The organism is Anabaena azotica FACHB-119, assembly GCF_014697625.1.
Taxonomy (GTDB): domain Bacteria; phylum Cyanobacteriota; class Cyanobacteriia; order Cyanobacteriales; family Nostocaceae; genus Trichormus; species Trichormus azoticus_A.
Map to the genome: position 1 here is coordinate 1 of NZ_JACJSG010000018.1, position 23,871 is coordinate 23,871.

At 41.4% G+C, this 23,871-nt stretch carries 26 protein-coding genes and 1 tRNA gene; 16 read left to right on the forward strand and 11 right to left on the reverse strand.

Annotation, left to right across the window (positions count from 1 at the left end; genetic code table 11):
* Positions 1 to 157 precede the first annotated feature (157 nt).
* A complete protein-coding gene (locus tag H6G83_RS14570; protein WP_190473408.1) occupies positions 158 to 508 on the reverse strand; it encodes a fasciclin domain-containing protein in 351 nt (116 codons plus the stop codon).
* A gap of 409 nt (positions 509 to 917) precedes the next feature.
* Here H6G83_RS14570 and H6G83_RS14575 point away from each other — a divergent pair, with 409 nt between their 5' ends.
* The 4 genes from H6G83_RS14575 (at position 918) to H6G83_RS14590 (ending at position 2,796) form a co-directional block, all read left to right on the forward strand.
* A complete protein-coding gene (locus H6G83_RS14575) occupies positions 918 to 1,154 on the forward strand; it encodes a DNA-directed RNA polymerase subunit omega (RefSeq protein ID WP_067773783.1) in 237 nt (78 codons plus the stop codon).
* Positions 1,155 to 1,527: 373 nt separating this feature from the next.
* A complete protein-coding gene (locus tag H6G83_RS14580; RefSeq protein ID WP_190473410.1) occupies positions 1,528 to 2,073 on the forward strand; it encodes a hypothetical protein in 546 nt (181 codons plus the stop codon).
* A gap of 233 nt (positions 2,074 to 2,306) precedes the next feature.
* Positions 2,307 to 2,672, forward strand: coding sequence for a DUF1818 family protein (locus H6G83_RS14585; RefSeq protein WP_190473412.1), 366 nt, complete (start codon positions 2,307 to 2,309; stop codon positions 2,670 to 2,672).
* Between the two features lie 50 nt (positions 2,673 to 2,722).
* A tRNA-Pro gene (locus H6G83_RS14590) sits at positions 2,723 to 2,796 on the forward strand.
* Positions 2,797 to 2,831: 35 nt separating this feature from the next.
* Here H6G83_RS14590 and H6G83_RS35935 read toward each other — a convergent pair.
* Together H6G83_RS35935 and H6G83_RS14595 are read right to left on the reverse strand one after the other, a co-directional pair.
* Positions 2,832 to 2,960 (reverse strand): hypothetical protein, encoded by a 129-nt coding sequence (locus tag H6G83_RS35935; RefSeq protein WP_277876344.1) that lies wholly within the window; start codon positions 2,958 to 2,960, stop codon positions 2,832 to 2,834.
* 188 nt (positions 2,961 to 3,148) lie between these two features.
* A complete protein-coding gene (locus H6G83_RS14595; protein WP_190473414.1) occupies positions 3,149 to 3,532 on the reverse strand; it encodes a winged helix-turn-helix transcriptional regulator in 384 nt (127 codons plus the stop codon).
* 157 nt (positions 3,533 to 3,689) lie between these two features.
* Here H6G83_RS14595 and H6G83_RS14600 point away from each other — a divergent pair, with 157 nt between their 5' ends.
* Positions 3,690 to 4,796, forward strand: coding sequence for an alkene reductase (locus H6G83_RS14600; protein ID WP_190473417.1), 1,107 nt, complete (start codon positions 3,690 to 3,692; stop codon positions 4,794 to 4,796).
* 423 nt (positions 4,797 to 5,219) lie between these two features.
* Here H6G83_RS14600 and H6G83_RS14605 read toward each other — a convergent pair whose 3' ends face one another.
* Together H6G83_RS14605 and H6G83_RS14610 are read right to left on the reverse strand one after the other, a co-directional pair.
* The gene (locus H6G83_RS14605; RefSeq protein WP_190473420.1) at positions 5,220 to 5,753 is read right to left on the reverse strand and encodes a helix-hairpin-helix domain-containing protein; all 534 of its coding nucleotides are present in this window, start codon (positions 5,751 to 5,753) and stop codon (positions 5,220 to 5,222) included.
* Positions 5,754 to 6,027: 274 nt separating this feature from the next.
* Entirely contained in the window at positions 6,028 to 6,405 is a 378-nt protein-coding gene (locus H6G83_RS14610; protein ID WP_190473654.1) for an SHOCT domain-containing protein, read from the reverse strand.
* Between the two features lie 168 nt (positions 6,406 to 6,573).
* On the opposite strand from H6G83_RS14610, the gene H6G83_RS14615 reads away from it, so the two are divergent.
* Together H6G83_RS14615 and H6G83_RS14620 are read left to right on the forward strand one after the other, a co-directional pair.
* Positions 6,574 to 7,536, forward strand: a complete 963-nt coding sequence (locus H6G83_RS14615) for a J domain-containing protein (RefSeq protein WP_190473423.1) — start codon at positions 6,574 to 6,576, stop codon at positions 7,534 to 7,536.
* Positions 7,537 to 7,648: 112 nt separating this feature from the next.
* On the forward strand, positions 7,649 to 7,972 hold the full coding sequence (locus H6G83_RS14620; RefSeq protein ID WP_190473426.1) for a DUF1825 family protein: 324 nt from the start codon (positions 7,649 to 7,651) through the stop codon (positions 7,970 to 7,972).
* A gap of 295 nt (positions 7,973 to 8,267) precedes the next feature.
* Here H6G83_RS14620 and H6G83_RS14625 read toward each other — a convergent pair whose 3' ends face one another.
* The gene (locus H6G83_RS14625; protein ID WP_190473429.1) at positions 8,268 to 10,190 is read right to left on the reverse strand and encodes a transglycosylase domain-containing protein; all 1,923 of its coding nucleotides are present in this window, start codon (positions 10,188 to 10,190) and stop codon (positions 8,268 to 8,270) included.
* A gap of 172 nt (positions 10,191 to 10,362) precedes the next feature.
* Here H6G83_RS14625 and tyrS point away from each other — a divergent pair, with 172 nt between their 5' ends.
* From tyrS to H6G83_RS14650, 5 genes are all read left to right on the forward strand, one after another.
* On the forward strand, positions 10,363 to 11,559 hold the full coding sequence (tyrS, locus tag H6G83_RS14630) for a tyrosine--tRNA ligase (RefSeq protein ID WP_190473656.1): 1,197 nt from the start codon (positions 10,363 to 10,365) through the stop codon (positions 11,557 to 11,559).
* Positions 11,560 to 11,663: 104 nt separating this feature from the next.
* Positions 11,664 to 12,380: an orotidine-5'-phosphate decarboxylase gene (gene pyrF, locus H6G83_RS14635; protein WP_190473658.1), complete on the forward strand. Its 717-nt coding sequence runs from the start codon at positions 11,664 to 11,666 to the stop codon at positions 12,378 to 12,380.
* Positions 12,381 to 12,442: 62 nt separating this feature from the next.
* Positions 12,443 to 13,030, forward strand: a complete 588-nt coding sequence (locus H6G83_RS14640; protein ID WP_313936147.1) for a hypothetical protein — start codon at positions 12,443 to 12,445, stop codon at positions 13,028 to 13,030.
* 239 nt (positions 13,031 to 13,269) lie between these two features.
* Positions 13,270 to 14,214 (forward strand): bestrophin family protein, encoded by a 945-nt coding sequence (locus tag H6G83_RS14645; protein WP_190473432.1) that lies wholly within the window; start codon positions 13,270 to 13,272, stop codon positions 14,212 to 14,214.
* 587 nt (positions 14,215 to 14,801) lie between these two features.
* Complete coding sequence (locus H6G83_RS14650) at positions 14,802 to 15,128, forward strand: STAS domain-containing protein (RefSeq protein ID WP_190473436.1); 327 nt, start codon at positions 14,802 to 14,804, stop codon at positions 15,126 to 15,128.
* Here the strand turns inward: H6G83_RS14650 and H6G83_RS14655 are convergent.
* The 3 genes from H6G83_RS14655 to H6G83_RS14665 all read right to left on the reverse strand — a co-directional run bounded on the left by H6G83_RS14655 (position 15,125) and on the right by H6G83_RS14665 (position 17,266).
* The gene (locus tag H6G83_RS14655) at positions 15,125 to 16,261 is read right to left on the reverse strand and encodes a SpoIIE family protein phosphatase (RefSeq protein WP_190473439.1); all 1,137 of its coding nucleotides are present in this window, start codon (positions 16,259 to 16,261) and stop codon (positions 15,125 to 15,127) included. The genes H6G83_RS14650 and H6G83_RS14655 overlap by 4 nt on opposite strands.
* A gap of 88 nt (positions 16,262 to 16,349) precedes the next feature.
* Entirely contained in the window at positions 16,350 to 16,526 is a 177-nt protein-coding gene (locus H6G83_RS14660) for a hypothetical protein (RefSeq protein ID WP_190473442.1), read from the reverse strand.
* Positions 16,499 to 17,266 carry a DUF1350 family protein gene (locus tag H6G83_RS14665; protein WP_190473445.1) on the reverse strand — a complete coding sequence of 256 codons (768 nt, stop codon included), beginning with the start codon at positions 17,264 to 17,266 and terminating at the stop codon, positions 16,499 to 16,501. Before H6G83_RS14665 ends, H6G83_RS14660 begins: the two co-directional genes overlap by 28 nt.
* Positions 17,267 to 17,576: 310 nt before the next feature.
* Here H6G83_RS14665 and H6G83_RS14670 point away from each other — a divergent pair, with 310 nt between their 5' ends.
* From H6G83_RS14670 to gshB, 4 genes are all read left to right on the forward strand, one after another.
* Positions 17,577 to 18,473, forward strand: coding sequence for a 2OG-Fe(II) oxygenase (locus H6G83_RS14670; RefSeq protein WP_199328440.1), 897 nt, complete (start codon positions 17,577 to 17,579; stop codon positions 18,471 to 18,473).
* Between the two features lie 613 nt (positions 18,474 to 19,086).
* Positions 19,087 to 20,052: a PEP-CTERM sorting domain-containing protein gene (locus tag H6G83_RS35360; protein WP_242044596.1), complete on the forward strand. Its 966-nt coding sequence runs from the start codon at positions 19,087 to 19,089 to the stop codon at positions 20,050 to 20,052.
* A 183-nt stretch (positions 20,053 to 20,235) separates the two neighbouring features.
* On the forward strand, positions 20,236 to 20,499 hold the full coding sequence (grxC, locus tag H6G83_RS14680) for a glutaredoxin 3 (RefSeq protein ID WP_190473448.1): 264 nt from the start codon (positions 20,236 to 20,238) through the stop codon (positions 20,497 to 20,499).
* Positions 20,500 to 20,601: 102 nt separating this feature from the next.
* The gene (gshB, locus tag H6G83_RS14685) at positions 20,602 to 21,564 is read left to right on the forward strand and encodes a glutathione synthase (RefSeq protein ID WP_190473451.1); all 963 of its coding nucleotides are present in this window, start codon (positions 20,602 to 20,604) and stop codon (positions 21,562 to 21,564) included.
* On the opposite strand, the gene H6G83_RS14690 is transcribed toward gshB, so the two are convergent.
* Together H6G83_RS14690 and ftsZ are read right to left on the reverse strand one after the other, a co-directional pair.
* Positions 21,559 to 21,726 (reverse strand): hypothetical protein, encoded by a 168-nt coding sequence (locus H6G83_RS14690; RefSeq protein ID WP_190473454.1) that lies wholly within the window; start codon positions 21,724 to 21,726, stop codon positions 21,559 to 21,561. The genes gshB and H6G83_RS14690 overlap by 6 nt on opposite strands.
* Positions 21,727 to 22,110: 384 nt before the next feature.
* Entirely contained in the window at positions 22,111 to 23,394 is a 1,284-nt protein-coding gene (ftsZ, locus tag H6G83_RS14695; protein ID WP_190473457.1) for a cell division protein FtsZ, read from the reverse strand.
* Between the last annotated feature and the right edge of the window lie 477 nt (positions 23,395 to 23,871).

A 23,871-nucleotide genomic window follows, 5' to 3' on the forward strand; every position in this document is an offset into this window, starting at 1 on the left:
GGATTTGTGATGGATAGAGATTAGAACGCAGCGATTAACATTCTGAAACTAGCCTTGGGTACTACGGGTCACGTAGGAACCTGGATCTATGATCCGAACGCTTCAGGAGATTCGACCTCTACTCATGCTGGAGAAATCTTGTGTGAGCAAGTTGGGTCTATGAATGAAGAATCTCCGCACTTATAGGGCGGAGAGTGTCAACATCTTGAGATTCAATCGCCACAACAGAACCTTCTAGGGTTTCTGCTTCTTCAATTTGCACCAAATCATCAGACCGGACATCACCATAAGCTACGTGATATGTCAAAATCTTTTTTAACTTGGGGATGTCTTGCAGAAGAGAGTCGAGAGTTCCCTCTGGTAACTTTGCAAAAGCCTCATCACTAGGTGCAAACAAAGTAAAAATTTCATTACCCTTAAGAACATCTAAGATTTGTGCTGCTTGTGCCGCCTGCACCAAATTCTTGAATTTTCCTGCATTAACAGCCGTTTCCACAATGTTAGCCATAATATTTGGTTAATTTCTTAACTTCACAATTACACCCAACTTATAAACAGACAAAAGCATTTAACCTCTATCGAGAGTATCAGTTATCAGTTGACAGTTGACAGTTGACAGTTTTTCTCCCCCATCTCCCCGTTCCCCTCCAAGGAGGGGCTAGGGGTGGGTTACTCCCTCACAAGTGTAGGTTTTTAATATAGCAGTGAGTAAGGACTATAAAACTAACGAGAAAATCATTGTTTCATCCACCCCTACACCCCTACACCCTTACACCCCAAACCAAGGTTTTTGGAACACCAGTAAAAAACCTACACCTGTCAGTGGGTTACTCCCCCATCTCCCCAGTCCCCAGTCCCCAATCCCCAGTCTCAATGAGTACTGCTAAACTAGGGTATGTCCATATGAACCCATTACTATGCTTAAGCGTTCTAAGTTCGAGACAACCCAAACTCAGATTATGCACCGTGCTGAGGATTTAATTAGTGCAGCTTCAAATCGCTACCGCATTACGGTTCAGGTGGCAAATCGTGCTAAACGTCGGCGTTATGAAGAATTTGAAAGTGCTGAAGATGCGATGATGAAGCCAGTACTTAGGGCAATTATTGAAATGTCTGATGAATTGACACAACCAGAAATTATTGGTGAACTTTAAAATACATAGCAGTCGCCACATAGGTTAGGACATTGATGAATCATCAGGTCTTTACTGCAAGAGCTTTCTCTTGCCTATCCCCTGTAACCTATCACCTGTCCCCTGCTATACTGCTGAGTTGAGAGTGCTAAGTGTTAATAACCAATCATATCATGTCCGCTTAATCACCTATCATATCTTCGGGGTTGGTAATTGGTAATTGGTAATTGCTAATGGTAGAAAACAATTACCTATTAGCTATTACCCATTACCGACCAAAACAACCATATTATAAGTAATTAGCCGAACTTGATATCACTTGGCATTTTCTCCTCAAAGTATTTGTTTTATCAAGAACCAGCAATTGCTTTAGTCAACCCTTCAGTTTCTAGTTGTGAAGTTTAAATTAGCGTTAATAACTACCTTTGTGGCGGCGGGTATTTTTGTATTTAGTGCAGGTAATTTGGCAACTATACAACCTGCTGTAGCCCAAAGAATTAGTCCTGGTGAAGTTTGGCAGTTAGTTTATCAGCAATTGCCTGACTTTCCTAAAGAAAATCAGTACGTTAGTAAAGAAACTGGGAAAGTTGCTGAAAACAATACCTTAGCAACTCGCCTAATTAGATATCACATATACGTCAAAGAACGCGCCCCTAGTTATCGCTTAGATTGGAAATTAACTCTAGCCGATTACTTGGATGCCAATGAAATTATGTACGATAATATCTATCCAGGTAATGATACATTAAGGCAAAATCCTTTGGATGGCGATCGCGCTGCTATTTCTCGCCTCACTCGCACTCAACGCAATGCTTTAGTACAAGTTTTAACCAACATCTTTAACTCCAATACCCCCACTCAACCAACTCCACGCCCCAACCCCAAACCCACCCCAACCCCAACCCCACCCCCAACAGGAGGCGCAGAACTTCTAAAATAACCATCACAAAGATTATCCATTGAGACTGGGTGTAAGGGTGTAAGGGTATAGGGGTATCGAAAAGCATAGCTTTTATAGCAGTAACCACATAGATTAGGACATCAACAAATCATAAAACCGTAACTTCAAACCGCTTTCAACCCTGTACCCTGTCCCCTGTTACCTCTCCCCTGTTATACTCACTTGCGCCCCTGTCCAAACCGATATATGTCCCATACCTGAGCAAAATTGTTATGGAACGTCTGATTAAAAGCGGTGCTGGCTGGCGTATTGGCTGGAACCCTAACGCCACAGAATTTAAGGGTTTAGTGGGTACTGATGATTGGGCTATTGAGTTAACTGAAGCTGAGTTAGATGATTTTTGTCGCCTCTTAGCCAAGCTCGTCAATACCATGCAGCAAATAAGCGCCGAATTAATGGATGAAGAAAAGATTGCCTGTGAAGCCGAAAGCGATTTATTATGGATGGAGGTAGAAGGTTATCCCCATGAATACAGTCTGCACTTTATCCTCAATACAGGACGTTGTGCAGAAGGTAAATGGAAACCCTCCGCCTTGCCTGGTCTTGTGCAAGCTGTGGGAATGCTAAAAGTTTTTTAAGCTGACCCCTTGATTCCTCCGAAAGTTTGCGCTAACATAATAATTCTGACCGGGGCGTAGCGCAGCTTGGTAGCGCGCCACTTTGGGGTAGTGGAGGTCGTGGGTTCGAATCCCGCCGCTCCGATTGATGAAAAGCTTGCTATGAGCTACATTCAATCGTTATTTTTGATTTAGCAGATAAGTAAATAGTTCCAGAATTAGCTTTTGACTAATGATGGAATCTGTTTGTAAATATGCACCCATACCAATGATGTTTAGGCGTTGCTGAATTGGAATATGAAATCGCAAAATGACCTTCCTTTTTCTTTGTAACTTAGCGCCTTTGCGCCTTTGCGTGAGACAAATTCATATCTTGATTCAGCAACGCCGATGTTTACGGCATCGATAATTTTAGTGCGGTTGACTAATTGTTGCATGGTTGCAGTATTCATATTGGCTGGAGTAAGTAGAACGACGTGGAAAATGTCATTAAACAATCAAAACTGTGATAAATCTTGCTGCTCATAGCGATCGCGTGATGCTATAACCTCACAAAAGTGTTTTCTTGACCAAGAAGCGATCGCCAGTAACGGATCTATTAGTGTTTCGCCCAAAGACGTTAGCGAGTATTCAATACTTAGAGGCATCTGTGATAAAACTTTACGTTCTATTAGCCCATACCTTTCCAGTTTCCGCAATGTTTGCGTGAGTACCTTTTGTGAAATTCCTTCAATGCGACGCTGGATTTCGTTGTACCGTCGTGAACGGTAGGCTAGACAGTACAGCACAATCACGCTCCACTTATCTGCAATGATATCAAGAATTTGTTGAGTCGGACAATTGAGTGTGAATAATTCCGGTTCTGGAAAGTCGTCTAGCATTTCGCCCACGCACCAAATGGTTCCTTATTGTGTTTGTGCAGCAGTTATTTTAACCTGAAGTAGCAAACCGCTCAAACCATTGTAGATAATCCGAATCACAGGTTTCTCCCAGCCTCAACACACCTAAATTTAATAACTGTACAGTGAGTTAACCATTATGAGTTCAACAATCAATTTGTTTTTACCCATTCAATTAGGTAGATATAAATTACCGAACCGCATTGTGATGGCACCGATGACTCGCCTGCGTGCCGTTGGGTCAATTCCTACCCCTTTAATGGCAGAATATTATGCCCAAAGAGCTACAGCCGGATTAATTGTTACTGAATGTACGATGATTTCACCACTCAGTAACGGATATATCAACTGTCCAGGTATTTACTCACCTGAGCAGGTAGTTGCATGGCGACAAGTGACAGATGCTGTTCATGCTAAGGGAGGTAGAATTTTCCTGCAATTGTGGCATAGTGGACGGGTAGCACATTCATCTCTTCTTAATGGTGAGTTACCTGTTGCTCCCAGTGCCATTGCTGCCACTGGAACAATTCACACTCCTATAGGAAAAGTGACCTTAGAAACACCCCGCGCTCTAGAAACTGAAGAAATTCCCCAGATTGTTGAGCAGTTTCGCCAAAATGCAGAAAATGCTCTGAATGCTGGGTTTGATGGAGTTGAGCTACATGGTGCATTTGGTTATTTAATCGACCAATTTCTGCAAGATGGCTCTAATCAAAGGACAGACCAATATGGGGGAGCCATTGAAAACCGCGCTCGATTCCTTTTAGAAGTGGTAGAGGCAGTTTGCGGGGTGTGGGAGGGAGATCGTGTAGGTATTAAATTATCTCCTAGTAATACATTTTATGGAATGCAAGATTCAAATGCCAAAGATACATTCAGCTATGTGATTGAGCAACTTAATCAATTTCAGCTTGCCTATATTCATTTGATGGAACCGAATGAACAAGATTTAGCAACCCGTGATGTTATTAATCCAGTTATTTCAACTTTTCGTTCCTTCTATCAAGGCTTAATTATCACGAACGGAGGGTATGATAAATCCCAAGGCAATCAAATTCTAGCTACAGGTGAAGCGGATCTAGTTTCCTTTGGCAAGCTTTTCATCGCTAACCCTGATTTACCTGAGCGTTTTGCAATTGATGCCCCGTTAAACTCCCCAAATCTTGCAACATTTTACGGCAGAGAAGGTCAGGACTTAGATAAAGGTTACACCGATTATCCATCTCTGGAACTGCAAGTGAGCTAGGTAGATGTCGCGGTTATAAAGCTCAAGAAAATTAGTAAGGGTGCAAGGCAAGAGCGCCCTTACTGGTATCTTGCATTCTTTTTTCAAATTGGTATTAACTTTGCGATTTCAGGTGTTGCTAATATAGCAGGGGACAGGGGACAGGTGACAGGGTACAGGCAAGGGAAGCTTGTTAATATAAGGGTTTTACGATTTACCTATGTCCTAACCTATGTGGCTACTGCTATAAAATCCCATATAGCAATAGCCAAGACAGTTAGGACATCACAAAATGAGAAAACTTATACAGTAAAAGGTTTTTAACTCTGTCACCTGTGCCCTACTATATCTCCCAAAAATATCGGACTGAAAAACTCACCAAAACTTTTGGCACAGTCACCTTTTCTTTTTTTCAACCAGCCCTAGATAATTTTTAATTCCCAATTAAAACCGGAGAAAATACATTAATTGTGCGATCGCTTCCCCGGAAAGCTGCAATCTTTGCTGAAAATCAACTAAATTACGATAAGGCCCATAGGATACACGATTCTGTACTACTGTTTGAGCTAGTGAGATATCGATATATGGGGTTTGCGCTAACTCTTCAACTGAGGCGGTGTTGGGATTGATTAAATTTGTCGAACTGACTAAAGATTCTTGATCATGGTAAGTAAAATTTAATACTGGTTTTAATGGTTCTAGTCTTAATGGTGGTAGCCCCAAAGCCGCAGCAACATCTTCAATACAATAAAATTTAACACCAGAACGGGAAAGTTCTACGAGCGATCGCGCTTGGTGAATTGACAAACCCGGTAAGCGCAACCAATCATCAACAGTTGCTTGGTTAGCATCAATACGCATACCCAATTGTGCCGCAATTTGAATCTCCTCTCCAGACTGTAATCGATAGTAGGGATCATTCAGCAGCTTGGCACGCAATTTCTGTAAGTTAGAGTTCCAAGGAAGCCAGTTAGTCATTAGTCAGTTGACAGTTGACAGTTGACAGTTATCAGTTATCAGTTATCAGTTGACAGTTATCAGTTATCAGTTATCAGTTATCAGTTATCAGTTATCAGTTGACAGTTATCAGTTATCAGTTGACAGTTATCAGTTATCAGTTATCAGTTGTTCTCCCTCATCTCCCTATTCCCCTCCTGGGAGGGGTTAGGGGTGGGTTACTCCCTCATCTCTCTCATCTCCCTCATCTCCCTCATCTCCCTCATCTCCCTCATCTCCCGACTCCCCAGTTCCATCAAGAAATCTGATCTAACAACTGACGACGTTTTTGTTCAAATTCGTACTCGGAAATTAAACCATCTTGACGTAGATTATCTAATTCACGTAAAGCATTGGCGATCGCACCCACATGATTACCAGCATACTGTGATTTTTTAACTACGGGCTGACCTAAGTTAAAATTTTGATCAAAAGCTTCTTCATCTTGGCTTAAGTACCAAACTGCCTCCATTGCACTGGCTACCTTGGGAATCGGTGTCCAAGAGAGTAAAACATAGAACAAGCCCCAAATATACTGTCCTAAATAAAACTTATGCCATCCAGAGATCGGTGATACCGTCCCAGCCAAAGCTAAAATAGCGGCAACACTGCGACTTTTACGCTTAGTTAACATATCGCCCATGAATCTACTACCATTACCACAGTTTTATCATGGGCAAAGGGTAAAGGGTTAAACTAACAAATTCTTTGCTTTCATCTTTCCGTTTTTCCCCTCTGACCCAGTACCCACTCCCCACTGCCTGATGTTATCTTAAAGTTTTCATCTGCCAACTTTAGTAAAATGTCACAGACTTCCTTCTTTGCAGAACCACTTAAACTACTCTCTGATCCCTACGCTGTGTTAGGGGTGGCTGTGACTGCTGATGAACGTCAAATTCTTAATCGTTACCACTTTTTAGCGAAACAGCTACATCCAGATCGCTACACCAGCAGTAATAATTTAGAGAAAAAATTAGCAACAGAAATTTTTACCCGTATAATTAACCCTGCCTACGAGCAGTTGAAGCACAAGCAGCACCGTCATAGTATTTTAGAGTCACTGAGGGCAGAGGCGATCGCCTGGAAAAAGCAGGCTAAGGCTGTACAAAGTTCTGTAGCCGAGCAAATGCTGACAATGTCTGCAAGAGAAGCCGATTTATTCTATCAAGAGGCGATCGCTTCTTATGCACAAGCCCAATATAAATCTCTGCAAAAAGCGCATCAAATAACCCGACAAATATTTATATTAAATGTAGTTTACCTGAGCTTGCACAGAACTGAACCCATGATTTTGCAAGTCAGTCCGCCTGTAAAACCACAGGAAAAACCTCAACCAGCGCAGGTGCAGGTACAAGAAATTACACCCACCGAGAAAACTAATGTCAAGCCCGCAGTCATCAACTATGCTCAAAAACATTATCAGCGTGCTATTGAGTATGCTAAACAAAGCCAATGGACTATAGCAGTCCAAGAATTACGGGATGCGATTAAAATAGAGCCGAATAACGGCGATTATTATGCCTTATTAGGCTTTGTGCATCTACGACAAAATCTGCCAGGGATGGCAAAAGTTTATATCCGCCAAGCATTAAAACTTAATCCCCAGCAGCAACTAGCTTTAAAATATGCTAACTATTTAAACATTAACAGCATAGATCACGTTAATCCGCCATCACTGGCTAAAGCTTTAGGTATTGCAGCTTTATTAGGCAAATTTGTCACCAAAATAGAGACTGATATCAGTCAAGTGTTGAAATTTCGGTAAAAAACCGTACTTAAACGAAGTTTTATATATAAGATTAATCGCCTAAACTAGAATAAAAATAGAGGCAAAACTATAAGCTGCTGAGTGATATTACTCAGCCCAGTAGAGACACATGGGATTCTTTGACTCTGAGATAGTTCAGCAAGAAGCAAAGCAGTTGTTTGAAGATTATCAAGCACTGATTAAACTAGGCAACAACTACGGCAAATTTGACCGTGAGGGTAAAAAGTTATTTATTGAGCAAATGGAAGCGATGATGGATCGCTATCGTATCTTTATGAAGCGATTCGAGCTTTCAGAAGATTTTATGGCACAAATGACCGTAGAGCAACTCAAAACCCAATTAGACCAGTTTGGTATCACTCCCCAACAGATGTTCGATCAGATGAATTTTACTCTCCAGCGTATGAAAGCTGAGTTAGAAAAACAGCCTTAAAAGGGACTGGGGACTGGGTATTAGGGACTGGGGACTGGGTAAGCTAATTGTCATTGACTTTTCCAGACTAATTCGCTTGTAGTAAGGGCTACCCTACGGGAACGCTGCGCGAACAGCCCTGGTTTTATTTAGGGATTGGGGACTAGGAAATAGACGAGATATAGGGCTAGCTTTGCTGAGGAGGCTTAAGCCTACCCAGAAGGTAGAAAACGTAGAAATCAAGGAAATAGGTAGACAAAAAAGTTAAGAATATTTTTTCCTGTCTCCCTAATCCCCAGTCCCCAGTCCCCAGTCCCTAATTAGACTTAGGACGAGTAAATTGAGAAGGTGGCTTGAAGTTTTCAACTGGTACACCCTTGAGCGCCCTAGTCATAAAATCGCGCCAGATGGGAGCCACCTTACCGCCACCAGTTGCACCACTGGCTAATTGTCGGTTGTCATCTCTACCGATCCAGACAGCCGTTGTTAATTGTGGCACAGTACCCACATACCAGATATCTTTTTCCGATGAAGTTGTACCGGTTTTACCAGCAGATGGGCGATCGATAGCAGCAGCTTTACCAGTACCTTCCGTAACTACTGAACGCATCACATCGATAGTGGCTGCTGATGCCCAAGGATCTAAGACTAGCTGGGGTTTGGGAGTATTATCTAGTATGACATTACCACTGCTATCGGTAATCCGGGCAATAACTGTTGGTGGTGATTGCCAACCATAATTGGCAAAAGTAGCATAAGCACTAGCCATTTCTAGCGGCGTGACACCAATAGCACCGAGTGGAAGAGAAGTTACAGGTTCCATCGGACTCATAATTCCTAAAGTGCGGCAAGTTTCCACAACTTTATTCATACCGACGGTTTTACCCAGTTTAATTACAGGGATGTTACGTGATTGCGCTAAAGCTCTGCGAATTGACATCGCACCGCTAAAGCCACCATCGTAGTTTCTCGGAGTGTACCAATTATCACCATCACGATATCTAACTGGGGAATCTATTACCGTACTATCTGGCCCAAATTTCCCAGTTGCAAAGGCAGCATAATATACAAATGGTTTAAAGGAAGACCCTGGTTGGCGTAGAGCTTGGGTAGCGCGGTTAAACTCACTTGCTTTAGAGTCTACACCACCTACTAGAGCTTTAACAAAATGAGTCCTGGGGTCAATTGACACCAGCGCCATTTGATTTCTACCTAAACCTTCACCCAGTAGAGTTTTGTGCCACTTTTTCACAGTCTCTTCTGCCATGATTTGGAAATCGGCATCAATTGTGGTTTGTACGCGCATACCGCCCTTAAGCAGGGTATCACGCCCAAACTTTTTAGCTAATTCCTGTGCCACGGTGTTAGTGATATATGGCAGCGCGCTACCTTGGAATGACCTAATCCTCCCCAGTTTGATTTCTTCGGTGAGGGCATCATCATATTCTTTTTGGGTAATCCAGTTCAACTCCAGCATCCGCCCCAAAACTTCCCTTTGTTTTTGTTTTGCTAGCTTCATGCTGGCAAATGGGCTAAATTCCTCCGGCGCTTGGATTAAGCCCGCCATCATCGCGGATTCCGCTATAGTTAAATTCTCGGCTGACTTATTAAAGTAACTACGTGCTGCTGTTTGCACACCATAATTATTATGTCCCCAATACACCTGATTGAGGTACATTTCTAAAATTTGGTCTTTAGTGAGAATTTGTTCTAAGCGAATTGCCAAAACTGCCTCGGCTAGCTTACGAGTAAAAGCACGCCTACGGGTCAAAAAGAGGTTTTTTACCAACTGCATGGTAATAGTAGAGCCACCCTCTTTGACACCACCAGCCGCTAAGTTAGTGACGACAGCACGACCCACACCAGTAGGATTAATACCGTGGTGATAGTAGAAATGACCATCTTCACTGGCTAGTACAGCCCGTTTCAGGTTGGGGGAAATACGATCTAAAGGTACGACTTCGCGGTTTGCCTCCCCGTGGACACTAGCGAGTAGTTTGCCCTTAATGTCATAGATATATGTTGTTTCTGACGGGAAGAAATTGCGTAACTGTCTGACATCTGGTAAATTGCGGAAACTGATTGCTAAACCAACCAGCCCTCCGGCTACAATGGAACTTGTCAACATCGTCAGTGATAAGAGAGTCCCGCCAGCTACCTGGCCTACTCCTTTGAAAAACTCAAATCCGGGCGAAGTACGACGTTGAGCTTGCTTTTGGTCAAAAGTCCTAGACGACACGGTGATTTCACTTCCTCACTTGTAAATAGTACTGTAATTCATTCTTTAAAGCAGGGCGGTTAATTTTTTGCAATTATATTAGTTTGGCGGATGAAATAGCGGACAATTTGTCTGTAAACATCATTAACCCAATTTCTCTAGTAAAAACGTAGTAATGCGCGAATCTTCTAGTATGGCGGATAATTTTTCTTGGCTGCATCGGGGAATAGCGGAAGTTTTTCCACAACCTACTGATGCTGAAAGCGACATTGAGAGTCTAGAGAAACGCCTAGCAACTACGGATCGACCTCTACGGGTCAAATATGGTATAGACCCAACAGGAGCCGATATTCATCTTGGTCATAGCATACCAATGCGTAAACTGCGAGCGTTTCAAGATGCTGGTCATACGGCAGTATTAATTATCGGTGATTTTACGGCACGCATCGGCGATCCTACAGGTAAGTCGGAGGTACGTCGCCAACTGACCGAAGCAGATGTAAAACAAAATGCTCAAACCTACCTCGACCAAGTGCGTCCTATTTTGGATTTTGACACACCTGGGAGATTAGAGGTGCTTTATAACTCGGAATGGCTTTCCCAACTTGATTTGGGGAAAATTACTGAGTTACTGGCGACGATGACTGTGGGGCAAATGTTAGCTAAAGAGGGCTTTGCCGATCGCTATAAAAAAGAGAATCCGATTTTCCTGCATGAGTTCCTTTATCCTTTGATGCAGGGGTATGATTCGGTGGCTATTGAGGCAGATGTGGAATTGGGCGGTACAGACCAAAAGTTTAACATTGCTGTGGGTCGTGATTTACAGCGTCACTTTGGTCAAAAGCCCCAGTTTGGCTTGCTGTTACCAATTTTAATTGGTACGGATGGGGTGCAGAAGATGTCCAAGTCTTTAGGTAATTACGTGAGTTTGTCGGAACACCCTGGACAAAAATATCAAAAGTTACAAGGTGTGCCAGATACAATGCTGGAAGAGTATTTTGAACTGCTGACAGATTTACCCATAGACAAGTTACCAGACAATCCCCGCGATCGCCAACTTTTACTCGCTTGGGAAGTCGTCAGACAATACCACGGCGAACAAGCAGCTAATGAAGCCAAGGAAGCAGCTAAAAGTGGCGGTAAGGAAGGTGCAGTTCCAGAGTTCTCCCTGGCTGGTGTGTCCCAATTCCCTGTGAAATTATCTTACTTACTCAACGCCACTGGTTTGTGTAAAAGCACCGGGGAAGGTAAGCGAAAAATTCAAGAAGGTGGAGTCCGCTTAGACGGCGAGAAAATTACCGATGCGGATACTACCTACCAAAACCCTGATGAACTCCAAGGGCGAGTTTTGCAAGTGGGGAAAAATAAGTTTGTTCGCTTAGTTCCTTGATTAGAGACAGTGAACAGTTATCAGTGAACAGTGAACAGTGGAAATAACCTGATAACTGATAACTGATAACTGATAACTGATGACTGATAACTGATAACTGATAACTGATGACTGACAAAATAATTGTGGCTTTGGATGTGGGGGATGAGGAAAGTGCGATCGCTCTAATTGATAGGTTGGAGTCGGTGACTTTCTGGAAGGTTGGGCTGGAATTGTTTACTAGTGCGGGGCCGAGAATTTTGCAGGTGCTGAAATCTCGGCAAAAGCAGATTTTTCTCGATTTAAAGTTTCATGATATCCCCAATACTGTGGCTGGAGCTTGTCGCAGTGCAGCCCGTTATGGGGTGGATTTGATGACAATTCATGCTACCTCTGGTAAAGATGCCCTGAAGGCGGCGAAGGAGGCGGTAGAGGAGGGGGCGGCACAAGCTGGGGTCAAACCAACCAAGTTAATTGCTGTGACGGTGCTAACGAGTATTTCTGCTAGACAGTTGGCAATGGATTTGAAAGTGCCTGTAGAATTGCCTGAGTATGCCTTGGATATGGCATTGATGGCGCAAGAGGCGGGGTTAGATGGGGCTGTATGTTCACCCCAAGAGGTGACGCAGTTACGGCAAACTTGCGGCGATGACTTTGTGCTGGTATGTCCGGGGGTACGTCCGACTTGGGCGGAACAGGGCGACCAAAAGCGATCGCTCACACCAGCCCAAGCCATCCAAGCTGGGGCAGATTATTTAGTCATCGGTCGCCCAATTACGGCTGCTGCTGACCCTGAGTTAGCCTGGCAACGCATTTCTCAAGAATTAGCGACGGTGACATGAAGGTGGATATAAGAAGGCAGAGGAAGAAGGAAGCAAGGAAGCACAAGCACTTTCTGTTTTCAGTGGCTGATCGTTGGCTGATAGCATTGGGATTGTGGCTGATTGTCATCAGTAGCTTTGAAACAATGGCATTCTCACAAACTCCCTCTCCTCAACCCTCCTTACGTACTGAAAAAAAGTTTATTTGTAGAGAACAAAGTTTAGAAACATTAATCACTCAACTATTGCGCGATTTACCGAGTTATGCTAATCGTGCCACTCAACGCGGTCGCCGCCTCCGCCGAAGTAGTGATATTTTTAGCTATATGTTAATAGCGGGTAGACCTGAATTTCAGCCCTTACCCCTAAAAGTTGATGGTTCCAACAGTGATGAACAAAAAACCACGGCATCAGATGTAGAACAAGTATTTTTTACTACTTTAGAAAGACAGTATATAGATAAAAAAGCGGTAGAGTTAGAGGAATTTCATTGGTTGTTGTTGACAAAAACTGGTAATGATTGGCGTTTCGTTATGATGTTTAGCCAAATTGGTACTTATCCCCTACAACAGCCACCATCACCGCCACGGGATAGTAGTAGCGGTAGTGTTGCTCAAGGTATCAAAGCTTGGTTACGCGACTGTCAGGCGGGAAGTGTGCTTGTGCGATGACAGTTGTAATTTGTTAACTGTTGACTGTTAACTAACATGATGAGCGCATCGATAATTGAATCATAGTAGATTCCTCAATCTCATTGACCTACCTCTGAAGTTATGATTTTTAAGTGATTTCAATAATTACAGCCTTTCTCATCTAGCTGAGAACTAACCTCCCCTAGTCTCTAGCCTTTATGACTGAGTGAAAAACGCTGTATTAAATGATTTCTCTCAACATTTGTTAGGTTAATGAAATGACTTTTGAGAAAAAGCGCTGGGTTCAAATAGCTTTTCAATTTAGAGGTTCAGTTATTAGCACAATTTATCAACGTGTTATTTGCTGTGGCATATTTGGATTGTTTGTTACTTTACTTTATCAACTCAAAGTTCCTGTATCTCAACCTATCTTAGGTACTGTAATTCCTAGTATCGTGTTAGGTTTATTGCTGGTTTTTCGGACGAATACCGCTTATGAGCGATTTTGGGAAGGGAGGAAATGTTGGGGTTCTATAGTTAATAATACACGTAATATAGCTAGACAAATTTGGGTATCAATAGAGGAAGTATCACCAAAAGACAGAGAAGCTAAAATAGCAGTTTTAAATTTACTAGTAGCCTTTGCTGTCGCTACTAAATTACATTTGCGCGGAGAAACTGTAAATCAGGAATTAGAAGAGTTAATATCAACTTCTCGATATTACACACTCAAGAATATGAATCACCCTCCTTTAGAAATTGCTTTTTGGATTGGAGATTATTTACAATACCAACATCATCGTAATTGCTTAAACAGTTATCAATTAACGTCTATACAAGAATTATTAAACAATTTGGTAGATAATTTAGGAGCTTGTGAACGAATTCTCAGAACGCCTATGCCTTTGGCTTATTCGATTCATCTCAAGCAATTATTATTACTGTATTGTTTCCTCCTCCCTTTTCAGATGGTAGAGAGTTTAGGTTGGTGGACAGGTTTAATTGTAGGATTAGTGAGTTTTACTTTATTTGGTATCGAAGCTATTGGCTTAGAGATAGAAAATCCTTTTGGTTATGATGCTAACGATTTACCTTTGGATGCCATCTGTAAGACAATGAAGCGAAATATTGACGATTTAACTAGTTTATCTCCCAATGTACGCTCTCAAGAGTTGAATGATATGCCGAATATTAGCAGTATATTGGGAGGAAATAGGGAATAGGCTCTAAGTTAGCCTGGGCGAAAAGAGACGTTAGAAGCTCAACATCTAAAAATTGTTTCAATGGCTAGAGGATGAGAGACAATTGATAAAGTAAGTGTTAAGTTTGTAGGAGTAGAGAAATTGTCACTTAAATGACTATTTAGCTAATTTAATTAGCCAATCTTACCAATTCAGATTAGTTGTTAATTTTAGCTAGTTAATTTGGGAGAAAATAACACTTTAGCTACAAAATATACAAAATATTATTGAGGAATTAGGTTATGTTCATGTATCTTACCGCAGGGTTTTTCTAAACTAAATCTCTAATCAGATAAACATAGATTTAAATTTCATGTTGATTGATTAGTGTAAAATCCCCATGTTCTTTATTTTCAGCTGGAGTCTACAAACAGTAACTAAACCCTATAACAACAATTAGCGTTCCTAGAATTATGTGGATTCATATATAGCATTTTTAACTGTATTGAGGTAAATACCCAAGGCTTGAGCCTCTTGTTTCAGGAAAATATACCTCAATCCTACAAGAAACGCTATATAATATTAGCGAGTTTAGCAAACAATTTGACAACAACTTGGTTAACAACACTATGGATCAGCAAGTACAAGTTATTAAACTCAGTGGCATTATCAATACGGCAAACTCACAAGATGTACGAGAAAATATTACTCATCTTCTCAAGAGTGGTACAAAAATCGTTTTGGTTGACTGTGAGGATGTCACTTTTATGGATAGTTCTGCTTTGGGCGCTTTAGTATTAGCTTTTAAAACCTTGAGGGCATCAGGTACAAAACTATTCTTATGTTCGATTAATGAACAAGTGAGAATTTTATTTGAATTAACTGGTATGGATAAAGTATTTGAGATTTTTAAAAGTCAAGATGAGTTTAATCAAGTAATACTTGCTAGGAATTAATCAAATTTAATTAGTACAATTGATAAATCATCTTCAAAGGTATCTTTGGAGTTTAAAGCGGTGAGATAATTCAATACCTGCTCTAGTTGATAATCTTCATGATGATGTACGCTAGCGAGTATTTGAATAAAGGCATCCAAACTCCAAAGTTTGCCATCTGATTTAGTTATTTCATAAGCGCCATCACTGAAGATATATAGACTACTCAACTGTTCAACATGGCAACAGTTATCAACATATTGCGCTTCAGGAAACATACCAACTGGCATTCCGGGAGTTCTTAAAATTTGTATTTCTGTATTAGTTGGTGATGAACCAGAGATTAAAATTGCTGGTGGATGTCCTGCACTAGCATAGGTAAGTCGGCGTTGAATACGGTTGTAAACTCCATACCAGATAGTAAAGTATTTATCATTTTGATAATTCATCTGGAAGGTTTCATTTAAACTTTTAAGTACTTCGCTTGGCTGGTAGTAATTGAGATTTTTGAGGGCGCGGGAACGCAGTAAATTTAAAACCGAAATTGAAGGAAGTGCAGCTTTTAGCCCATGTCCGGCTGTATCTAAGAGATATATTGCCAAGCAATCTTCATCTAACCAATAATAATCAAAACAATCGCCGCCGAGTTGGCGTGAGGGGATGAATCGAGAGGTGATACTGATAGGTTTATCTACGGGTTCAGGTAGAAGCGATCGCATATATTCTGCTGCTTCGGCTAGTTCTTCTTCTAAACGCAGCTTTTGAGTCCGCAAATCTTGACTTAATTGATGTAGCCTTAATCCGGCTCTTACCCTGGCTTTTAGCTCGTTTTGCTCAATCGGTTTGGTGATAAAATCATCAGCACCAGCATCTAGTCCTTTGACGCGATCGGCTACAGAATCCAAAGAAGTTAATAATATAAAAAATGTAGTGGATAAATCTGGGTCTGTTTTAATGTGATGACAGACTTCCAGTCCGTTTAAACCTGGCATGATCCAGTCACAAATAATTAGCGCCGGACAACAAGCTATTGCTTGAGATATTCCTTCTTCACCATTACTAGCAGTGACTATTTGATAACCTTGTTTTTGTAAAATTCTCTTTAATAATATTTGAATTGATAAATCATCATCAATTATCAGGATTTGAAACATAGTTATTGGTCATTGGTCATAAGTCATTAGTCCATAGTCAACAGTCCATAGTCAACAGTCCATAATTCAAAGTTATTATTTCTCACTTTCACCCTGCGGGTTCGCGTAGCATCTGTTTACGACAGGCTTCACTACGTGAGGCTACGCCAACGCTTTCGCGTAGCGTCCTGTAGGGAACGTAACAGAAGCAAGCTACATCTCCCTCATCTCCCTCATCTCCCCTACTCCCCCACCTGCTTACGGTGGTGAAAGAGGATTCAACCACAAAAGTATGGCACGGTTTAGCTGATTTAGGTCACGATATACTTCTTGTTTGAACCATTGTCCTAAAGCATCTAAGGGGGTGAATGATGACCCTGTTTGCCATTTGACATCTTGACTTAAGGGTGTGGTATGCGTTCCTGGTAAGGTCTGGGCTGTGACCATTTCTGGAAAACGTACTTGTAAGATTTTGGTTAAGGCTGCTGACTGGTCAAGAGTATCGTTATTAAATTTAATCAATAAGTTGCGGCGGACGTTATAGCCTTCCTGTACGAGTTTGTTTGTTTCCTGGGGTGAAGGAGTAAATTCGATCGCAAAAGTATTGTTTAACTGCTCCACTAAGGGTATAGCATCTTTAGCTGCATAGTTGTTATAGGAGATTAAGATATTACCTGCCCGTTCTACAGGGAAAAGGCTACCAATGAGTAAATGCAATTTACAGCCCATACTATGCCCAATACCGTAAGTGGGCAGATATAGCTTGCGTAATGTACCAGAGTCATGCAATCGTTCTACTGTACGCTCAAAGTTCAATAGTACAGTTTTGGCGATCGCTATATGATCCAAAGTATTCACAAAAGGCGTGGCGATAACTACATACCCTTTATTTCCTAACTCTTCTAGTAACGAACGGTAAGTCAGATGGGGTGCAGTGGCTACAAATGCACCGCCTAGAAAATGAATGATCCCGACTGGTTTTTGGGGAACCAACACCCAATTACCTCTAATTTCTTTCCAATCCATGCCTGTAAGCGATCGCTTATTTTACACTTCTTTATATTAGACCTTGGATTCGTAATTAGGTGTTGAGGCTGCTGATTATCTTACAAGATAGGAAGCAGTGCTTCTCCTGTGCAAGGGCTTGCGCCATTACACATAGTATCTGTAACATTCTTTTTTCTAATTGATATCATGTGGAATTTACTTAATGACAATCTTGAGAATGGCGTGTTAGAACGATTAATGAATGTGTAACTAATATTACATTAAATTAGCGATCGCCTTTGATCTGATTTTTAGCCACTAAGCCAACTCTGACAAATTATTACCAGCAATGTCTATACAAACAGATTTGCAACCATTGGAATCCCAAGATGTTAAAGTTCAACTGCTGTTAGTTGGAGGACATCAATATACTCTTTATTTAAAGTCAGATGCACCCATCTTAAATAGCCTGATAACTACAATTGTGACTCGTGCTGCTAAACAAGAATCAGCTAGTCATTGTGTATTTCAAATTCCTATAAATGAAGGTCGTTCTGCTTTATGTTTTTCCAGTGAGCAACTTGTTGGCCTAGTTACAGAACCCCCTATATGGGTACAACAAGTAGAAAATATCCAACCTGTAGCCACCAATATTTTAAATTCTCATTATATTCAAATAGATAATTTTCTCTCTTCTGAAGAGCATGAGCGATTAATTAAATACGTACTAGCAAAAGAATCAGCGTTTACACCAACTAATACTTCCACTAATGATAAAAATTACCGTCGTTCAATGGTTCTCTACTCGTTCCCTGAATTTTCTGAGCTAATTGTGAATAAAATTCAGAAAATGTTTCCCGACATCATTAGTAAATTAGACATACCATCATTCAATATATCGCAAATAGAAAGTCAACTCACGGCACATAATGATGGTAATTTTTACAAAATTCATAATGATAATGGCAGCAAAGAAACTGCTACAAGAGAACTCACATATGTTTATTACTTTTATCGAGAACCTAAAAAGTTTTCCGGCGGAGAGTTACTCATCTACGATAGTAAAGTAGAAAATAACTTTTATGTAAGTGCTGAATCTTTCAAAACTGTTGAACCGCGTAATAACAGTATTGTGTTTTTCCTCAGCCGATATATGCACGAAGTTCTAAGAGTGAATTGTCCCTCGAAATCTTTTGCAGATAGTCGCTTTACCATCAATGGCTGGGTACGTAGAACAGAAGTTTAAGTATCACTGCATTAAACGAATTATTGCAATATATTTTTATTGTAAAGAAGGCGCTCCTCAGTGTCTTCTTTTTGTGTTTATGTTTTTAATAAAAACTACTGTTATCTTTATATAATTCATCAATATAAGTAATTGTTATATTTTACGCAAATATACATAAAATGTTTAGGTAAGTTTTTCAAAACTTGAAAATATTTGCATAAAAATAGTGAATTTTCTCTCTAGTTGAAAATACTTAATGTTTATATAAGCACATAGATTATTTTTATTTCATCTTAGAAAATAAAGTTACTATAAAAATCTAAATAAACTATAGACTGTATAGAACTTGCTGTGGCAAATTATATCTACTGATACTTAAAAAATAAAAGCTTCAGAAATTGCTATTAAGTGCATCCCCAGTTAAAGTCCCTACAGAGTTGAAATGGCGGTAACAAGGTAAGTGAGTAAAACACTGATACTTAACTCACACAGATAAGCTGACTTTTTAATAAAAAAATAAACTCATTGTGTGACTGCTTCAAAGTTTTATTTTGAAGGGATTTTTGCAGCTGAAATGTGATTTATCTGAAGCTTTTGACAATCAAAAGGAGTGTATAAGTAAGTGGCTCAAATGAATACACAGCAACTAATAGGTTATTTAACCTGTGGTTTGTCGTCATTAGCTGTAGTTATGGCTGGGCAAATCTCCCAAGCAAATGCAGCTTCAATGAGTTTTGACATTACTAATTTTACTGGCGATCCGTTACAAGCTAAATTTACGCTCGATGACACAATAGCGGGTGCTGGAAAAGTTCAGTTTACAGTAGCAATTGCGCCTAACTCAACCTATAACAATATCGGCGATATACGGGGAATTTTCTTCGATATTAAGGACAACAATCTGTTATCAGGTCTGAGCGTCACAGCTATAGCTCCTACAATTATTACAGGAAAACCTGAATATAGCCTGAGCGATCAACTTGTCAAAGTTGGTAATGCTAATCTAGCGGGTGGTGGAAATACCCGTAGTTTTGAATTTGGTATAGAAATTGGTGAGAATGGTTTAAAAGGTGGAAAAGATGACTTTCAAGTAGCAACCTTTGTGCTATCTCACAGTTCATTACCTTTAACTTTAGAGCAGTTTTATGGTCAAGAGTTCGGTTTGCGTGTAACGAGTGTAGGGGTTGGCTCTAATCGTGAAGGAAGTAGTAAACTTGCAGGGATAGCCTCACCAGCGCCCACTCCAGCACCAACTCCAGCACCAACTCCAGCGCCAACTCCAGCACCAACTCCAGCACCAACTCCAGCGCCCACACCAGCACCCACACCAGCGCCAACACCCGCACCGACTCCAGCGCCCACACCAGCGCCAACACCCGCACCGACTCCAGCGCCAACTCCAGCGCCAACACCCGCACCAACTCCAACACCAACTCCAGCACCTACGCCTTCACCCGCACCTTACTATAATCCTCCTACTCCAACACCAGAACCTAAGAGAGTACCAGAACCTAGTGCGATCGCAGCTTTAGGATTATTTGCAGCAGGTGCTTTTAAAATTAAAAAGAAAAACAAAAAGAATAACTCACAGCTTTAAACAGCACCATTGAATAATCAACATCAATAGTTTGGGTTGAGGAGTCTATTAAAACTTCTCAGCCCAATTTCTGATTTGGTGAATTGTTTCTCCAGCATGAGAAGATAGCGCTTAAATCACCATAAGACCGAGCAAAGTTCTAAAATTGAGAATTAAGGAGTATGAAAACAAACTGAGGAACTTATGGCAGCTAAAGTAGAAATTTATACTTGGGCAACTTGTCCATTCTGCATCCGAGCTAAAAATTTGCTGAATAAAAAGGGTGTGGAATTTGTAGAATATGGTATTGATGGCGACGAGGAAGCAAGGGCTAAAATGGCTCAGAGAGCTAATGGTAGACGCTCAGTACCCCAGATTTTTATCAACGATCGCCATGTAGGTGGTTGTGATGATATCCATGCTCTGGAAAGTAAAGGTAAACTAGACGAGCTATTAGCGTCTGGATAATCAAGCCACAGAATTAAGCTTTTCCCCCAACAGTAATTGTGAATCTGTCAGGATATCAAGGGATAATTTATCAAAGAAATTCCTGGCGTTGAGGCAAAAGGCGTGAAACTGGCTTTTATTATTGATCCCATCCATCAGCTTGACCCATGTCATGATACTAGCGTGGCGCTGATGGAAGCAGCACAAGCTTTAGGTCATGAAGTTTGGGTAACACAAGCCAATTGGTTGAGTGTGGTAGACAGCAAAGCTTGGGCTATCTTGCAACGGGTGGAACTAGTACCGATACAGTTGGTTGATGGACGTTGGCTAGCAACCAATCCTTGGTACAAGTTAGGCGATCGCCACTTCAATTCTTTGGAAACGATAGATGCCGTATTTATGCGGACAGATCCCCCAGTAAATGATGCTTACCTTTATGCTACCTACGTATTGGATTATATTGACCAAACTAAAACTTTGGTGATTAACAATCCTGATGGTATCCGTAAGGCGAATGAAAAAATGTACGCCCTTCAGTTTACCCAAGCAATTCCCGAAACCATTGTCAGTGCTGATAAACAGTTCATCCGCCAATTTGTGGAAGCTAAAGGCGCTACTGTCCTCAAACCCTTGGGTAACAAAGCTGGGGAAGGGATTTTATTTTTACAAGCAGGCGATCGCAATTTTAACTCCATCGTCGAACTTAGCACCCAACAGGGTCGATTACCCGTCATGGTGCAAACCTATCTACCAGAAGCGAAAGAGGGCGACAAACGGATTATAATCCTCAACGGTGAACCTATCGGCGCTCTCAATCGTTTAGCCAGCAGCAGCGATTTTCGCAACAACATGGCGACAGGCGGAACAGTCGCCAAAACGGAAATTACTCCACGAGAGCAAGAAATTTGTCGCCAAATCGCCCCTAACTTACGTCGAGATGGGTTAATCTTTGTAGGTATTGATGTGATTGGTGGCTATTTAACAGAAGTTAACGTCACTAGCCCCACAGGGATACGCGAAATCGACCGCCTAGATGCAACTCGCTTAGCTCATCAAGTAATTCAATGGGTTGAACAGAATCTATAGCAGAGGAGAGGGAATAGGGTACAGGTGAGTCCAGTCCTGTAGGCTTGTCGCCCACCGTAAGGAACTGGCGAACCCGACGGGGGACAGGCGGGAAAGCCGCTTGTTATCTTTTTCCTGTGAGTTTGCATCCTCATCTATCCAAAGATATAGCAGTAGCCACATAGGTTAAGACACTGAGGAATCACAAAATATTTATAGTCAACGGGTTTTAAACTTATCACCTGTCCCCTGCTATAGTTCCAACCTTTACTCTCTTATTTGCTCTAAAACACATTTGAGTGAAAAAGTCAAGTTGCTTTTGCCCCATTGTATAACCGTCGCCAGATGGATTATAACAATGTTAATCATCAGACTTTGACACTCAAAGGCTTTCCTACTATTTCCTATCCCCTACTGTATTTCTTATAAGAACTTATTTTAAACAGCAACAAGATTTACCAAAGATCGCAAACGTACCTCTGGTGAAACTTGAAAATAGCAGTTTTTATACAGCATTTAGCCTGACTAGAGACTACAAACTTTAAATAATCTCAAATCGCCAACCGCTTAATTTTTTGGTGGTCGCCGTCTTTGGAGAAAATCAGGAATATCTAGCCCAGATTTTTCTTTCGGTTCGGGGGTAACGACTGGGGGAGTTGTTGGTGTTTGTGGTGCAGTGCGTTTTGGCGGAACAGATACCACCCGTGAATTGACAGCATTTTGTGGAGGTGCGGCTTGTACTTCTCCAGTAAATCCAGTCGCAATGACGGTAATTCTCACCTCTCCTTGCAACCTGTCATCAATCACTGCACCAAAAATAATATTGGCGTTGGGATCAACCACTTCATAGATTGTTTCGGCGGCGGCGTTGACTTCGTGTAGGGTGAGGTCGCTACCACCAGTGATATTGAAAACCACACCTCTAGCACCTTCAATAGAACATTCTAGTAGTGGTGAAGAAATAGCAGCGATCGCCGCCTCTCTCGCTCTTGATTTACCTGAACTCACGCCAATACCCATCAACGCCGATCCTGCATCAGCCATCACCGCCCGCACATCAGCAAAGTCAACGTTTACCAAACCGGGAATCGTGATAATGTCCGAAATGCCTTGTACCCCTTGACGTAGTACATCATCAGCATAACGAAAAGCTTCTTGCACTGGCGTTTGTTCGGGAATCACTTCCAGCAACTTATTATTAGGAATAATAATCAAGGTATCAACTCTACTTTTTAATCCCTCAATACCTTGTTCAGCCTGACTGGTGCGACGACGACCTTCAAACACAAACGGACGTGTCACCACACCCACCGTCAAAGCGCCCATTTCTTTAGCTACTTCCGCCACAATTGGGGCTGCACCTGTACCAGTTCCGCCTCCCATCCCCGCAGTAATGAAGACTAAATCCGCACCTTCCAATGCTGTAGCAATCTCATCGCGTGATTCCTCAGCCGCCTTTTGACCAATCGCAGGATTACCACCTGCACCTAAACCGCGTGTCAGTTTCTGCCCGATTTGTAACCGACTAGGAGCGCCCGCCAGAGTTAGAGCTTGAGCATCAGTATTAATTGACCAAAACTCTACACCAGAAACATCCGACTCAATCATGCGGTTAACAGCATTACCACCACCACCACCAACACCAATCACTTTGATGTTGGCTACTCTTCCAGGCACAATCTCACCAATGCGGCTACTTTCCACTGTTATCTTTTTGCTGTCGTTGTTTTGTCCAAAATTCAGTCCTGAGTGATTGAAGGGATTGCTTGAGTTTACTGCCAGTGATAAACTCGGCTGTCCCATCGATTGGGAGTTTCTATAGGTAAGCTCTTGGTTATTATCAATTGTCATTGGATTTGTGAAAGGTAGATAAACGACTTTTTTAGGTGTTACGCATTTAGGAGTCAACTATAAGTTTAACGGTGCTGTTTTTCGCACTGTTCTCTATTTTTATCACTACTGCCAACCTTAAGAAGATTGTAAGTGTGAAAATCTGCTACGAGACAAGCCATCAATATAAGTGAGTGCTTCCGTCCTTACCTTGGGTGATGGCGTAGCGCCCCCTTAGTGCAGATCCTTCCTTTGGGAAGCGTAGCAAAGAGAAGGAAACGTAGAGATGGCGTTTTGCTCACCAAAGGTGAACGCACAGCTAATTCTAGAGAAGTATACATACATTTACCTAAAATTGATCTGTATAGCTTCCAGAAGTTATTAATATTGTCTCCACATTGCAGTTTTTGCCTAGTATACCTTTGGTATATAGAATACTCTGCTAACAATTCTCTTAAGAGTTTTAGTTGGTAGTTAATTTGACCCACAATAGTATTC